Below are 14,770 nucleotides of genomic sequence, written 5' to 3' on the forward strand. Positions count from 1 at the left end.
AAGCCTCCGGCCGCGCGCATCCTGGCATAAGAACAATTCCACGGGCGAATCCGGGTCAGCGTCGCACCGCGGTTTTCCTTGTCTCGCGAGGCCCTGGCATGACCGGATTGTTGGCGGATTACCTGCCGCTCATCGTGTTCATCGGCGTGGCATTGTTCATCGCCACGGCGCTGCTGGTCGTGCCGTTCCTCGTCGCGTTCAAGAGCCCGGATCCGGAGAAGCTCTCGGCCTACGAGTGCGGGTTCAACGCCTTCGACGATGCCCGCATGAAGTTCGACGTGCGATTCTATCTCGTCGCGATCCTGTTCATCATCTTCGATCTTGAAGTCGCATTCCTGTTCCCCTGGGCGATCACCTTCGGGGATCTGGGCTGGTTCGGCTTCTGGTCGATGATCGTCTTCCTGGGCGTGCTGACCGTCGGCTTCGTCTACGAGTGGCGCAAGGGCGCCCTCGAGTGGGATTGAGCCCCGTCAGCCCCCGCCCGCACCGAACACCTGAGTCGCCGATGGCCCTGATCACCGAAACCAACCGCGCCCCCGCGATCGCGCCCCAGCCGAAGGGGATCATCGATCCCAACACCGGCCGCCCGATCGGCGCGGACGATCCGACCTTCCTGTCGATCAGCGACGAGCTGGCCGACCGGGGCTTCCTGCTCACCACCACGGACGAGCTGATCAACTGGGCCCGCACGGGCTCGCTGATGTGGATGACCTTCGGTCTCGCCTGCTGCGCGGTCGAGATGATGCAGATGTCGATGCCGCGCTACGATTGCGAGCGATTCGGCTTCGCGCCCCGCGGCTCGCCCCGCCAGTCCGACGTGATGATCGTCGCCGGCACGCTGACCAACAAGATGGCCCCGGCGCTCCGCAAGGTCTACGACCAGATGCCGGAGCCGCGCTACGTCATCTCGATGGGCTCCTGCGCCAATGGCGGCGGCTACTACCACTATTCCTATTCGGTGGTGCGCGGCTGCGACCGAGTGGTGCCGGTGGACATCTACGTGCCCGGCTGCCCGCCCACCGCCGAGGCGCTGCTCTACGGCGTGCTGCTTCTCCAGAAGAAGATCCGCCGCACCGGCACGATCGAGCGCTGAGGGGCGGCCATGACGAACGGCATCTCGATCCTCCCCCACACCCAGCCGGCCTACGGCGAGGACGCCGTCTCGGCGATGGCCGAGCGGGTCGTCGGCGCGCTCGGCCCGGCGGTGGTGGCGCACAAAATCGCGTTCGGCGAGCTGACGCTGGAGGTCCAGGCCTCCGACATCGTCTACGCGCTGACCTACCTGCGCGACGACCCGTCCTGCGCGTTCCGCAACTTCATCGACATTTGCGGCGTGGACTACCCGCAGCGCGAGAAGCGCTTCGACGTGGTCTACCACCTGCTGTCCCTGCGCCATAACGTACGCATCCGCGTGAAGGTGCAGACCGACGAGGTGACGCCCGTCCCCTCGGTGATCGAGGTGTTTCCGGCCGCCAACTGGTACGAGCGCGAGACCTACGATCTCTACGGGATCCTGTTCTCGGGCCATCCCGACCTGCGCCGCCTCCTGACCGATTACGGGTTCGAGGGGCATCCCCTGCGCAAGGACTTTCCGCTGACCGGCTTCGTCGAGGTCCGCTACGACCAGGATCAGGCGCGGGTCGTCTACGAGCCGGTGAAGCTGACGCAGGAATTCCGGAACTTCGATTTCCTCTCGCCCTGGGAAGGCACGGACTACGTGCTGCCGGGCGACGAGAAGAAGAGTGCATGAGAGCGAATAGTGAATAGCGAGTAGCGAATAGGGTACGGTCGTGGATCGGTCTGCGATCGCCTCCTATCGGGATTTGAAGGTTTGGCAGGACGCCATGGTGCTGGCTGAGGCATGTTACAGGGAGACGCGGGCGTTCCCGCGCGAGGAGATGTTCGGTCTGACCGCACCGATTCGCCGCGCCGCTACGTCGATCGCCGCCAACATAGCGGAAGGTCACGGGCGGGAGACCGGTGGCGCCTTCGTTCGATTCCTGCGCATCGCACAAGGCTCCCTGAAGGAGCTTGAGACACATATCATCCTGTCGAGCCGCCTCGGATTCGTCTCAGCAGCGGCAGCCGATTCGCTTCTCGGACGTGGTGAAGAGATCGGGAAGATGCTGCGCGCGCTGATCCGCGCGGTCCAGAAAAACGATGCGAGCCGAAAGGGGTAGACGATGAGCCCATATCCCTACTCGCTATTCGCTACTCCCTATTCGCTCTCCGGCGGAGCCGGCCGATGACCGAACACAACATCCGCAACTTCGCGATCAACTTCGGCCCGCAGCACCCGGCGGCGCACGGCGTGCTGCGCCTCGTGCTGGAACTGGACGGCGAGGTGGTCGAGCGGGTCGATCCGCATATCGGGCTGCTCCATCGCGGCACCGAGAAGCTGATCGAGTACAAGACCTACCTGCAGGCGACGCCCTATTTCGACCGGCTCGACTACGTGTCGCCGATGAATCAGGAGCACGCCTTCTGCCTGGCGATCGAGAAGCTCGCCGGGATCGAGGTGCCGCGCCGGGCCAAGCTGATTCGCACGCTCTATTGCGAGATCGGCCGGCTGCTGTCGCACCTGCTCAACGTCACCACGCAGGCGATGGATGTCGGCGCCCTCACGCCCCCGCTCTGGGGCTTCGAGGAGCGCGAGAAGCTGATGATCTTCTACGAGCGGGCCTCGGGCGCCCGGCTCCACGCCAACTATTTCCGGCCGGGCGGTGTCCATCAGGATCTGCCGCCGAAGCTGATCGACGACATCGACGCGTTCTGCGACCCGTTCCTGCAGGTCGTGCAGGATCTCGACGACCTCGTCATGGCGAATCGGATCTTCAAGCAGCGCAACGTCGATATCGGCATCGTGTCGGTGGACGAGGCGATGCAGTGGGGCTTCTCCGGCGTGATGGTGCGCGGCTCCGGCATCCCGTGGGACCTGCGCAAGGCGCAGCCCTACGAGTGCTACGAGGAGATGGAATTCGACATCCCCGTGGGCAAGAACGGCGACACCTACGATCGCCAGGTGATCCGGATGGAGGAGATGCGCCAGTCGGTGCGCATCATGAAGCAGTGCATCGCCAAGCTGCGCGAGCCCGCCGGCCAGGGGCCGATCGCCTCGATCGACGGCAAGTTCGCGCCGCCGCCGCGCCGGGAGATGAAGCGCTCGATGGAAGCGCTCATCCACCACTTCAAGCTCTACACCGAGGGTTTTCACGTGCCCGAGGGCGAGGTCTACGCCGCCGTGGAAGCGCCGAAGGGCGAGTTCGGCGTCTATCTCGTGTCCGACGGGACCAACAAGCCGTATCGCTGCAAGATCCGCGCGCCGGGCTTCGCGCATCTGCAGGCGATGGACTGGATGTGCCGCGGGCACCTTCTCGCCGACGTCTCCTGCGTGCTCGGCACGCTCGACATCGTGTTCGGCGAAGTGGATCGGTAAGACAGAGCGATGGCCAACCGCAGACTCGCCCCCGCCTCCGAGCAGCCCGAGAGCTTCGCGTTCTCACCCGAGAACGCCGCGTGGGCGAAGACCCAGATCGCCAAGTACCCGGAGGGCCGTCAGGCCTCCGCGGTGATCTCGCTCCTGTGGAAGGCGCAGGAGCAGAACGGCGGCTGGCTGCCGCGCGCGGCGATCGAGGCGGTCGCGGCCGAACTCGGCATGCCGAACATCCGCGTGCTGGAGGTGGCGACCTTCTACACGATGTTCGCCCTGGAGCCGGTGGGCCGGTTCTGGATCCAGGTCTGCGGCACGGTGCCGTGCGATTCCTGCGGCGCACGCGGGCTGAAGGAGATGCTGCAGGACCGGCTCGGTCCGCCCGGCCACGTCTCGGCCGACGGCAACTTCTCCTGGCTCGAGGTCGAGTGCCTGGGTGCCTGCTGCAACGCGCCGATGGTGCAGATCAACCAGGATTATTATGAGGATCTGACGCCCGAATCGCTCGGGCAGCTCATGGACGACCTCGCCGCCGGCCGGCCCGTGAAGGTCGGCTCGCAGACCGGGCGCGTCTCCTCCGAGCCCCAGGGCGCCGTGAACACGCTCACCGACCCGACGCTCTTCGACGGCTCGCGGGTCGGCGCGTGGCGCAAGCGCTTCGAGGAGGCCGGGAAGACCGAGGCGCCGGCGGCCCAGACCGGAGAGGCGGCGGCCGGCGCCCAGCAGGCGGCGACGAACCCGAAGCCGGCCCGGCCCGATGCCGGACGCCCGGTCGAGCGGACCGTGAGCGACGCGCCGGCCCAGCGCGCAGCTGATGGCGAGACGCCGGTCAAGCCCGAGGATCGCGCCGACGCGTCCGAGCGCGGCCGGTCCACCGCCAAGGCCGGCGGCGCCCGCCAGGGCGATGCTGACGTGCTCGATTCGCCGGCCAAGCGCGTGGCCGAGGGCGAGCCCACCGCGGGCGAGCAGGGGAAGCAGGATGGGCCGGACCGCGATTCGGTCCCGCAGCAGCCCGAGGCCTCCGGCGCGAGCGACGCCGAGGTGGCCGCCGAGGCCGAGGAGGCCCGGGTCGCCGGGGCGCTGGCCGCCCTGCCGAAGGATGCGAGCCCGGAGCAGAAGGCTGACGCGGTCGGCACCCGGCCGCCGGGGCTCGACGCCGCCCGCGCCGGCCAGCCGGACGACCTGACCCGGATCAAGGGCGTCGGGCCGGGCAACAGCCAGCGCCTGAACGGGCTCGGCATCTACCATTTCGACCAGATCGCCGCCTGGACCCGCGACGAAATCACCTGGGTCGGCACCTACCTCGCGTTCCCGGGTCGCATCGACCGGGAGGATTGGGTGGGGCAGGCCAAGGCCCTGTCGGCGCCGGCTCAGTGAGGACCTGACATGCTGTCGGATCAGGATCGCATCTTCACCAACCTCTATGGGCTGCACTCCCCGGGCCTCGAAGCCGCGAAGAAGCGCGGCGCCTGGGACGGGACCAAGTTCCTGCTGGAGCAGGGCCGCGACTGGATCATCGACGAGATGAAGGCCTCGGGGCTGCGCGGCCGCGGCGGCGCGGGCTTCCCGACCGGCCTCAAGTGGTCGTTCATGCCCAAGAAGTCGGACGGGCGGCCGCATTACCTCGTGGTCAACGCCGACGAGTCGGAGCCAGGCACCTGCAAGGACCGGGAGATCATGCGGCACGACCCGCATCTCCTGATCGAGGGCTGCATGCTGGCCTGCTTCGCCATGGGCGCGCATGCCTGCTACATCTATATCCGCGGCGAGTACGTCGCCGAGAAGCACGCGCTCCAGAAAGCCGTGGATGAGGCCTACGCGGCCCGCCTCGTCGGCCAGTCGAACATCCACGACTACCCGTTCGACATCTACGTCCACCACGGCGCCGGCGCCTATATCTGCGGCGAGGAGACGGCCCTCATCGAAAGCCTGGAGGGCAAGAAGGGCATGCCGCGGCTGAAGCCGCCCTTCCCGGCCAATATGGGCCTCTACGGCTGTCCCACGACGGTCAACAACGTCGAGTCGATCGCGGTCGCCGGCACGATCCTGCGGCGGGGCGGCGCGTGGTTCGCGGGGCTCGGCGGCAAGAACAACACCGGCACGAAGCTGTTCTGCGTCTCCGGCCACGTCAACAAGCCGTGCAACGTCGAGGAGGAGCTGGGCATCACCTTCCGCGAGCTCATCGACCGCCATTGCGGCGGCATGCGCGGCGGCTGGGACAATCTTTTGTGTTCCATCCCCGGCGGATCCTCGGTTCCCCTTGTTCCCGCGGAACAGATCATCGACGCCAAGATGGATTTCGACACCCTGCGCGGCCTGGGCTCCGGCCTCGGCACGGCGGCGGTGATCGTGCTCGACAAGTCGACCGACATCGTCGCGGCGATCACGCGGATCTCGTACTTCTACAAGCACGAATCCTGCGGCCAGTGCACGCCCTGCCGCGAGGGCACCGGCTGGATGTGGCGGGTGATGCAGCGCATGACCGAGGGCCGCGCTCAGAAGCGCGAGATCGACATGCTGTTCGAGGTCACCAAGCAGATCGAGGGCCACACGATCTGCGCGCTGGGCGACGCGGCGGCGTGGCCGATCCAGGGCCTGATCAGGCATTTCCGGCCCGAGATCGAGAAGCGGATCGACCGCTACACCGCGAACCCGCACAGCGAGCCTGTGCCGATGGCCGCGGAGTGATCCGATGACGAGCCAGCCTGACAACCTGATGCTCGTGTACCTGCGGCGGATCGACGGGAAGGTCGATCGCCTCGGCGATGATGTCCGTGAATTGAAGGGCCGAATGGCCGCGGTCGAAGAGAACTCGGCCGGCGTCCACCGGCGGATCGACAGGGTCGAGCTTCGCATCGAACGGATCGAGCACAGCCTCGATCTCGCCGACGCCCCGCACTGAGATTGCACCGATGACAAAGATTCTCGTCGACGGCACCGAGGTCGACGTCCCCGCCGATTACACGCTGCTCCAGGCCTGCGAGGCCGCGGGGGCCGAGATCCCGCGCTTCTGCTTCCACGAGCGCCTGTCGATCGCAGGCAATTGCCGCATGTGCCTCGTCGAGTTGAAGGGCGCGCCGAAGCCGGTGGCCTCCTGCGCCTATGCGGTGAAGGATTGCCGCCCCGGCCCGAACGGCGAGCCGCCGGAGGTACTGACCCGCTCGCAGGGCACCAAGAAGGCCCGCGAGGGGGTGATGGAGTTCCTCCTCATCAACCATCCCCTCGACTGCCCGATCTGCGACCAGGGCGGCCATTGCGACCTGCAGGACCAGGCCATGGCGTACGGGGTCGATTCGACCCGCTACAAGGAGAACAAGCGGGCGGTCGAGGAGAAGCATATCGGCCCGCTGGTGCGGACGGCGATGAACCGCTGCATCCACTGCACCCGCTGCGTGCGCTTCCTCGCCGAGGTGGCGGGCGTGCCCGACCTCGGCGCCATCGGCCGCGGCGAGGACATGGAAATCACGAGCTACCTCGAGCAGTCGATGGCCTCGGAGCTCCAGGGCAACGTCGCCGACCTCTGCCCGGTGGGCGCCCTCGTGCACCGGCCGCAGAGCTACAACGTGCGCCCCTGGGAGCTGAACAAGACCGAATCGGTCGACGTGATGGACGCGGTCGGCTCCGCGATCCGCATCGATACGCGCGGCCGCGAGGTCATGCAGATCGAGCCGCGGATCAGCGAGGAGATCAACGAGGAGTGGATCTCCGACAAGACCCGCTACCACATCGACGGGCTGCGGATGCAGCGCCTCGACCGGCCCTACCTGCGCGAGAACGGCCGGCTGCGGCCCGCCTCCTGGGGTGAGGCCTTCCAGGCCATCGCCACCAAGGTGAGGGGTGCGGATCCGAAGCGCATCGGCGCCATCGTCGGCGACCTCGCGGGTGTCGAGGAGATCTTTGCGCTCCGCGAGCTGATCAGGAGCCTCGGCTCGCCGAATCTCGACTGCCGCCAGACAGATGCCGGCCTCGATCCGGCGCTCGGCCGCGCGTCGTACATCTTCAACCCGACGATTCCCGGCATCGAGGCCGCGGACGCGATCCTGATCGTCGGCGCCAACCCGCGCACCGAGGCCTCGCTGCTGAACGTGCGCATCCGCAAGCGCTGGCGCATGGCGCCCCTGGCGGTCGGCGTCATCGGCGAGCCGGTCGATCTGACCTACCCGAGCCACTACATCGGCGCCGGCCCCGATTCTCTGACCGCACTGGCGCGGGGCGAGCACAGCTTCCTGGAAATCCTCAAGGAGGCGAAGGCGCCGCTCGTGATCGTCGGTGCCAATGCCGAGCCGGGCATTCTGGCCGCGGCGGCCAAGCTCGCCGACGAGATCGGCGCCGTCTCGGGCGATTGGAACGGGTTCGGCGTGCTGCACACGGCCGCCGCCCGGGTCGGCGCGCTGGATCTCGGCTTCGTGCCGGGGGCGGGCGGCCTGACCTTCGGGCAGATGCTGGAGCCGGGGGCGCTGGACGTCCTGTTCAACCTCGGCGCGGACGAGCGCGACGTGGCTCCCGGCGCCTTCGTGGTCTACCAGGGCAGCCACGGCGACCGCGGCGCCTCGCGCGCCGATGTGATCCTGCCGGGTGCCGCCTACAGCGAGAAGTCGGCCACCTGGGTGAACACCGAAGGCCGGGTCCAGATGGGCAACCGCGCCGCCTTCCCGCCGGGCGATGCCCGCGAGGATTGGGCGATCCTGCGCGCCCTGTCGGACGTGCTTGGCAAGCGCCTGCCGTTCGATTCGCTCAGCGCGCTCCGCCGGGCGCTCTACGCCGCCCACCCGCATCTGGCGGCCGTCGGAACCGTGGAGCCCGGCCATGTCGCGGAGGCGGTGGACAGGCTCGCGGGCCTCGGCGGCACCCTGACCGGGCCGGCCTTCGCGTCGCCCGTGACCGACTTCTATCTCACCAACCCGATCGCCCGCGCCTCGCGCATCCTCGCGGAGTGCTCGCGCCTCGCCCGGGAGCGCGCCGCCGAGGCGCGGCCCCTCGCGGCGGCCGAGTAGGAGCTTTTTGACCGATGACGCCGCTCGAAATCCTCGGGACCGTGCTCCTGATCGTGCTGAAGAGCTTCGTGCTCCTGGCCGCGCTCCTCGTCTTCATCGCCTACGCGCTGCTCGCCGACCGGAAGATCTGGGCGGCGGTGCAGCTCCGGCGCGGCCCGAACGTGGTCGGACCCTTCGGCCTGTTCCAATCCTTCGCGGATCTCATCAAGTTCGTGCTCAAGGAGCCGGTGATCCCGGCGGGCGCCAACAAGGCGATCTACCTGCTGGCACCGCTGGTCTTCGCGATGCTCGCCTTGTCGAGCTGGGCGGTGATCCCGCTCGCCGACGGCTGGGCGATCGCCGACATCAATGTCGGCATCACCTACATCTTCGCGATCTCGTCCCTCGGCGTGTACGGCGTCATCATGGGCGGCTGGGCGTCGAACTCGAAATACGCGTTCCTCGGCGCGCTCCGCTCGGCGGCGCAGATGATCTCCTACGAGGTTTCGCTCGGCTTCGTGATCATCTGCGTGCTGCTCTGCGCCGGCTCGCTCAACCTCTCGCGCATCGTAATGGCGCAGGACACCAGCCTCGGGATCTTCGGCTGGTACTGGCTGTGGCTGTTCCCGATGTTCGTGGTGTTCTTCGTCTCGGCGCTCGCCGAGACGAATCGCCCGCCCTTCGACCTGCCGGAGGCCGAATCGGAGCTCGTGGCCGGCTACATGGTCGAGTATTCGTCGACCCCGTACCTGCTGTTCATGCTCGGCGAGTACGTCGCCATCATGAGCATGTGCGCGCTGGGCACCGTGCTGTTCATGGGCGGCTGGCTCTCGCCGATCCCGTTCGCGCCCTTCACCTGGGTGCCCGGCGTGATCTGGTTCGTCCTGAAGGCGAGCTTCCTGTTCTTCCTGTTCGCGATGGTGAAGTCGATCGTGCCGCGTTACCGCTACGATCAGCTCATGCGCCTCGGCTGGAAGGTGTTTTTGCCCATTTCGCTCGTCTCGGTGGTGGTCGTGGCCTTCGTGTTGAAGCTCACCGGCCTGGCCCCGGGCGCCTGACATATGAAACCGGAGATCGCGGCATGAAGCTCGATCAGATTGCGAAAAGCCTTCTGCTGAAGGAATTCGTGTCGGGGATGATCCTCGGCATGCGCTACTTCTTCAAGCCAAAGGCCACGATCAACTATCCCTTCGAGATGGGCCATCGCGGCCCGCGCTTCCGGGGCGAGCACGCTCTGCGCCGCTATCCCAACGGCGAGGAGCGCTGCATCGCCTGCAAGCTCTGCGAGGCGATCTGCCCGGCCCAGGCCATCACCATCGAGGCCGGTCCCCGCCGCAACGACGGCACGCGTCGCACGACTCGGTACGACATCGACATGGTGAAATGCATCTATTGCGGCATGTGCCAGGAGGCCTGCCCGGTGGACGCCATCGTCGAGGGTCCGAACTTCGAATTCTCGGTAGAGACCCGGGAAGAGCTTCTCTACGACAAGGCAAAGCTTCTTCTGAACGGCGACCGTTGGGAGCGCGAAATCGCCCGCAACATCGCGATGGACGCGCCTTATCGCTGACTCATGCCGGGGGCGCTGTTGTGCCCCCGCCGACCGGGTTCTATAGACGGCCCGCCCGCTGCGGACCGTCTCCACGCACGGCAGAAGGGGCCGCTCCGGCGGCCGATCCCGACCAGCGCATGACCGCAGCAGCCGCCTTCTTCTATCTGTTCGCGAGCATCACGGTCGCGTCAGGCTTCATGGTGATCGCCTCGCGCAATCCCGTCGCCTCGGTGCTGTTCCTGATCCTCGCCTTCGTGAACGCCGCCGGCCTGTTCGTCCTAATGGGCGCCGAGTTCCTGGCGATGATCCTCGTCGTCGTCTACGTGGGCGCGGTGGCAGTGCTCTTCCTCTTCGTCGTGATGATGCTCGACGTGGACTTCGCCGAGCTGCGCCAGGGCTTCCAGCAATACCTGCCGGTCGGCGCCCTGATCGGCGCGATCTTCCTGGTCGAGCTGCTGCTGGTGGTGGGCTCCTGGAGCATCGATCCGGGCCTCGTCCAGGCGCCGCTCGGCAACGTCGCCTCGGCCGAGAACCTGACCAACGCCCAGGCTTTGGGCCGGGTGATCTACACGGACTACGCGTATTTCTTCCAGCTCGCCGGCCTGATCCTGCTGGTCGCCATGATCGGCGCGATCGTGCTGACCCTGCGCGACCGGCCCGGCGTCAAGCGCCAGAACATCGCGGTCCAGAACGCCCGCACCCAGGCGATGGCGGTGGAGACCCGCAAGGTCCCGTCGCGCCAGGGTGTCGAGGTCTGATGTCCGCCGGAGGTTTCGAACGATGATCGGCCTGAGCCACTATCTCACCGTCGCGGCGATCCTGTTCACGCTCGGCGTGCTCGGCATCTTCATCAACCGCAAGAACATCATCGTCATCCTGATGTCGGTCGAGCTGATCCTGCTCTCGGTCAACATCAACCTCGTCGCCTTCTCGACGCAGCTGAACGACATCACCGGACAGGTCTTCGCCCTGTTCGTGCTGACCGTCGCGGCCGCCGAATCGGCGATCGGCCTCGCCATCCTGGTGGTGTTCTTCCGCAACCGCGGCTCGATCGCGGTGGAGGACGTGAGCATGATGAAGGGCTAGGGCCTCCTTCCCCGCCGCCCCGATTCACATCCGGACGCCGCCGCCCCGCGGCCGGCCCGGAGGACGGACTGCAAGAGAGCGATGTATCACGCGATCGTCTTCTTCCCGCTGATCGGCTTCCTGATCGCCGGCCTGTTCGGCCGGTACATCGGGGCGCGGGCCTGCGAGTACATCACCACGGCGTTCCTCGCCTTCACGGCGTTGATCGCCTGGGGCGTATTCATCGACGGCGGCCATGCCGAGCGGGTGCAGGTCGCCTCCTGGTTCTCGGCCGGCGACCTCCAGGTCGACTGGGCCTTCAAGGTCGACACCCTGACCCGGGTGATGCTGGTGGTGGTGACGACGGTCTCGACCCTCGTGCACCTCTACTCCGTCGGCTACATGCACGAGGATCCGCACCGTCCGCGGTTCTTCGCCTACCTGTCGCTGTTCACCTTCGCCATGCTGATGCTGGTGACGGCCGACAACCTCGTGCAGATGTTCTTCGGCTGGGAGGGCGTGGGCCTCGCCTCCTACCTGCTGATCGGGTTCTGGTACGAGAAGCCCTCGGCCAACGCCGCCGCCATGAAGGCGTTCATCGTCAACCGGGTCGGCGATTTCGGCTTCTCGCTCGGCATCTTCCTGACCTTCGTGCTCACCGGCTCGGTGGCGTTCGACGCGATCTTCGGCAAGGTCGACGCGATCAAGACGCTGACCTTCCACTTCCTCGGCTACGACTGGAACGCCCTGACGCTCGCCTGCCTGCTGCTGTTCATGGGGGCCATGGGCAAGTCGGCGCAGTTCCTGCTGCACACCTGGCTGCCGGACGCCATGGAGGGCCCGACTCCGGTCTCGGCGCTGATCCACGCCGCCACCATGGTCACCGCCGGCGTGTTCATGGTCGCGCGCCTGTCGCCGCTGTTCGAGGAGGCGCCGAACGCGCTGATCGTCGTGACGGTGATCGGCGGCATCACGGCCTTCTTCGCGGCCACGATCGGGCTGGTGCAGAACGACATCAAGCGGGTGATCGCCTATTCGACCTGCTCGCAGCTCGGCTACATGTTCGTGGCGCTCGGCGTCGGCGCCTACTCGGCCGGCGTGTTCCACCTGTTCACCCACGCCTTCTTCAAGGCGCTGCTGTTCCTCGGCGCCGGCTCGGTCATCCACGCGATGCACCACGAGCAGGACATGCGGAACATGGGCGGCCTGCGCCGCTACATCCCCTATACCAGCGCCATGATGGCGATCGGCTCGCTCGCGCTGATCGGCTTCCCCTACACGGCCGGCTACTACTCGAAGGACGCGATCATCGAGGCGGCCTACGCCTCGACCCGGCCCGGCCACACGCTCGCCTTCCTGTGCGTGGTGGTGGCGGCGTTCTTCACCTCGTTCTATTCCTGGCGCCTGTTCTTCATGACCTTCGAGGGTCCGGCCCGCTGGGGCGCCCATGGGTCACACGATCACGCGGCCCATGACCATCACGACGCCCCCGCGGTCGCACACGCCGCCATGGCGCACGAGGCGGATGGGGCTCCCGGTCACACCGAGGGCGTCGCCCACGACGACAAGGGCCACGACATCGAGCCGGCCCACAGGAGCGACGTGGTCGCGGACGACCATCACGGGCACGGCCACCACGGCGACCACACGCCCCATGAGAGCCCGCTGGTGATGACGGTCCCGCTGGCGATCCTCGCCTTCGGCGCGCTGTTCGCCGGCATCATCTTCCACAACCGCTTCATCGGCGAAGGGATGGACGCGTTCTGGGGCCATGCCCTGGCGCACGGGCCGCACAACCACATCATGCACGAGATCCACGAGGTCCCGGCGCTGGTCTCCTATTCGCCGCTGATCATGCTGATCCTCGGCTTCGTCCTGGCCTACTGGATGTATATCCGCCGGCCGGAACTGCCGGGTGAACTCGCCGCGCAGCAGCCGTCGCTGTACCGGTTCCTGCTCAACAAGTGGTACTTCGACGAGATCTACGATCGGATCTTCGTCCGCCCGGCCAAGGATTTCGGCCTGTTCCTCTGGAAGCAGGGCGACGGACGGATCATCGACGGCCTCGGGCCGAACGGCATCGCGGCGCGCGTCGTGGACGTGACCCGCGGCGTGGTCCGCCTCCAGACCGGCTACCTCTATCACTACGCCTTCGTGATGCTCATCGGCGTCGCCGGCCTGATCAGCTGGTACCTGATGTCCGGCCTGCCCAAGGGTGCTCACTGATGTTCGGCCTCGGCATCCTCTCCGGCCTGCTGATCGTGCCGCTCTGCGGCGCGGCCTTCATCCTGACGCTGAACGGCGACGAGGCCTCGGTCGCGCGCAACAGCCGCTGGGCCGCGCTCGCCACCACGATCGTCACCTTCCTCCTGTCCCTGGTGGCCTGGAGCCGCTACGACGCGGCCTCGTCGAGCTTCCAGCTGGTCGAGAGCCATGCGTGGCTGACCGACACGATCCGGTTCAAGCTCGGCGTCGACGGCTTCTCGATGCCGCTGGTCCTGCTGACCACCTTCCTGATGCCGTTCTGCATCGGTGCCTCGTGGCATTCGATCAACGTCCGGGTGAAGGAGTATTTCGTCGCCTTCCTCGTGCTCGAAACGACGATGATCGGCGTGTTCGCCTCCCTCGACCTGCTGCTGTTCTACCTGTTCTTCGAGGCCGGCCTGATCCCGATGTTCCTGATCATCGGGATCTGGGGCGGGGCGCGCCGGGTCTATGCCAGCTTCAAATTCTTCCTCTACACGCTGCTCGGCTCGGTGCTGATGCTGCTCGCCGTGATGGCGATGTACTGGCAGGCCGGCACCACCGACATCCCGACCCTGCTGCAGTACCGCTTCCCGGTGCAGATGCAGACCTGGCTGTGGCTCGCCTTCTTCGCCTCCTTCGCGGTGAAGATGCCGATGTGGCCGGTCCATACCTGGCTGCCGGACGCCCACGTCGAGGCGCCGACCGCCGGGTCGGTGATCCTGGCCGGCATCCTCCTGAAGATGGGCGGCTACGGCTTCATCCGGATCTCGCTGCCGATGCTGCCGGTGGCGAGCCAGGACTTCGCGCCGCTGGTCTTCGCCCTGTCGGTGATCGCGATCATCTTCACGTCGCTCACCGCGATGATGCAGACCGACATCAAGAAGCTGATCGCCTACTCGTCGGTGGCCCATATGGGCTTCGTGACGCTCGGCCTGTTCACCCTGAACGAGCAGGGCATCCAGGGCGCGCTGTTCCTGATGGTCTCCCACGGCATCGTGGCGAGCGCGCTGTTCCTCTGCGTCGGCGTGGTCTACGACCGGATGCATACCCGCGAGATCGCCGCCTATGGCGGCCTCGTGAAGCGGATGCCGCTCTACGCGGTGGCCATGATGGTGTTCACCATGGCCAATGTCGGCCTGCCGGGCACTTCGGGCTTCGTGGGCGAGTTCCTGTCGATGCTCGGCGCCTTCAAGGCGAACCCGAACGTCGCCTTCTTCTCGACCTTCGGCATCATCCTCTCGGCGGCCTACGCCCTGTGGCTCTACGCCCGGGTGATCTACGGCAAGCTGGAGAAGCCGAATCTCCAGGGCATCCTGGATCTCGATCTGCGCGAGAAGATCATCCTGGCCCCGCTGGTGGCGCTGACGATCTATTACGGCGTGCATCCGGCCCCCGTGCTCGACGTGTTCGCGCCCTCGACCGACGCGCTGATGGCGGGCATCAAGACCGCGCTCTCGAACACCCAGACGGCCGCCGCGGCGCTGCCGATCCCGCGCTGAGGCG

The 14,770-nt window shown here is 66.9% G+C and carries 15 protein-coding genes; all 15 read left to right on the forward strand.

All coding sequences use genetic code 11. The features are described from left to right. Nucleotides 1-98 precede the first annotated feature (98 nt). The 15 genes from FVE89_RS25780 (at nt 99) to FVE89_RS25850 (ending at nt 14,766) form a co-directional block, all read left to right on the forward strand. Nucleotides 99-464 (forward strand): NADH-quinone oxidoreductase subunit A, encoded by a 366-nt coding sequence (locus tag FVE89_RS25780; RefSeq protein WP_007560754.1) that lies wholly within the window; start codon nt 99-101, stop codon nt 462-464. 41 nt (nt 465-505) lie between these two features. Beyond that, nucleotides 506-1,093, forward strand: a complete 588-nt coding sequence (locus FVE89_RS25785; protein WP_161393000.1) for an NADH-quinone oxidoreductase subunit B — start codon at nt 506-508, stop codon at nt 1,091-1,093. 9 nt (nt 1,094-1,102) lie between these two features. After that, on the forward strand, nt 1,103-1,750 hold the full coding sequence (locus FVE89_RS25790; RefSeq protein WP_161393001.1) for an NADH-quinone oxidoreductase subunit C: 648 nt from the start codon (nt 1,103-1,105) through the stop codon (nt 1,748-1,750). A gap of 40 nt (nt 1,751-1,790) precedes the next feature. Further along, nucleotides 1,791-2,180 carry a four helix bundle protein gene (locus FVE89_RS25795; RefSeq protein ID WP_161393002.1) on the forward strand — a complete coding sequence of 130 codons (390 nt, stop codon included), beginning with the start codon at nt 1,791-1,793 and terminating at the stop codon, nt 2,178-2,180. Between the two features lie 65 nt (nt 2,181-2,245). Next, entirely contained in the window at nt 2,246-3,436 is a 1,191-nt protein-coding gene (locus FVE89_RS25800) for an NADH-quinone oxidoreductase subunit D (RefSeq protein WP_161393003.1), read from the forward strand. Nucleotides 3,437-3,445: 9 nt separating this feature from the next. Next, the gene (gene nuoE / locus FVE89_RS25805; RefSeq protein ID WP_161393004.1) at nt 3,446-4,807 is read left to right on the forward strand and encodes an NADH-quinone oxidoreductase subunit NuoE; all 1,362 of its coding nucleotides are present in this window, start codon (nt 3,446-3,448) and stop codon (nt 4,805-4,807) included. 9 nt (nt 4,808-4,816) lie between these two features. Further along, nucleotides 4,817-6,118: an NADH-quinone oxidoreductase subunit NuoF gene (nuoF, locus tag FVE89_RS25810; protein ID WP_161393005.1), complete on the forward strand. Its 1,302-nt coding sequence runs from the start codon at nt 4,817-4,819 to the stop codon at nt 6,116-6,118. A 4-nt stretch (nt 6,119-6,122) separates the two neighbouring features. Then, nucleotides 6,123-6,332: a hypothetical protein gene (locus FVE89_RS25815; RefSeq protein WP_161393006.1), complete on the forward strand. Its 210-nt coding sequence runs from the start codon at nt 6,123-6,125 to the stop codon at nt 6,330-6,332. A gap of 10 nt (nt 6,333-6,342) precedes the next feature. Further along, on the forward strand, nt 6,343-8,424 hold the full coding sequence (nuoG, locus tag FVE89_RS25820) for an NADH-quinone oxidoreductase subunit NuoG (RefSeq protein ID WP_161393007.1): 2,082 nt from the start codon (nt 6,343-6,345) through the stop codon (nt 8,422-8,424). 14 nt (nt 8,425-8,438) lie between these two features. Continuing rightward, complete coding sequence (gene nuoH, locus FVE89_RS25825) at nt 8,439-9,461, forward strand: NADH-quinone oxidoreductase subunit NuoH (RefSeq protein WP_161393008.1); 1,023 nt, start codon at nt 8,439-8,441, stop codon at nt 9,459-9,461. Between the two features lie 23 nt (nt 9,462-9,484). Beyond that, nucleotides 9,485-9,973 (forward strand): NADH-quinone oxidoreductase subunit NuoI, encoded by a 489-nt coding sequence (gene nuoI, locus FVE89_RS25830; RefSeq protein WP_161393009.1) that lies wholly within the window; start codon nt 9,485-9,487, stop codon nt 9,971-9,973. A gap of 119 nt (nt 9,974-10,092) precedes the next feature. Then, nucleotides 10,093-10,713, forward strand: coding sequence for an NADH-quinone oxidoreductase subunit J (locus tag FVE89_RS25835; RefSeq protein ID WP_161393010.1), 621 nt, complete (start codon nt 10,093-10,095; stop codon nt 10,711-10,713). A 22-nt stretch (nt 10,714-10,735) separates the two neighbouring features. After that, complete coding sequence (gene nuoK / locus FVE89_RS25840; RefSeq protein ID WP_010686008.1) at nt 10,736-11,041, forward strand: NADH-quinone oxidoreductase subunit NuoK; 306 nt, start codon at nt 10,736-10,738, stop codon at nt 11,039-11,041. An 81-nt stretch (nt 11,042-11,122) separates the two neighbouring features. Further along, nucleotides 11,123-13,246, forward strand: coding sequence for an NADH-quinone oxidoreductase subunit L (nuoL, locus tag FVE89_RS25845; protein ID WP_161393011.1), 2,124 nt, complete (start codon nt 11,123-11,125; stop codon nt 13,244-13,246). Beyond that, nucleotides 13,246-14,766, forward strand: a complete 1,521-nt coding sequence (locus FVE89_RS25850; protein WP_161393012.1) for an NADH-quinone oxidoreductase subunit M — start codon at nt 13,246-13,248, stop codon at nt 14,764-14,766. Before nuoL ends, FVE89_RS25850 begins: the two co-directional genes overlap by 1 nt. Nucleotides 14,767-14,770 lie beyond the last annotated feature (4 nt).

Origin of the sequence: Methylobacterium sp. 2A, assembly GCF_009806555.1 — a bacterium.
Taxonomy (GTDB): Bacteria; Pseudomonadota; Alphaproteobacteria; order Rhizobiales; family Beijerinckiaceae; genus Methylobacterium.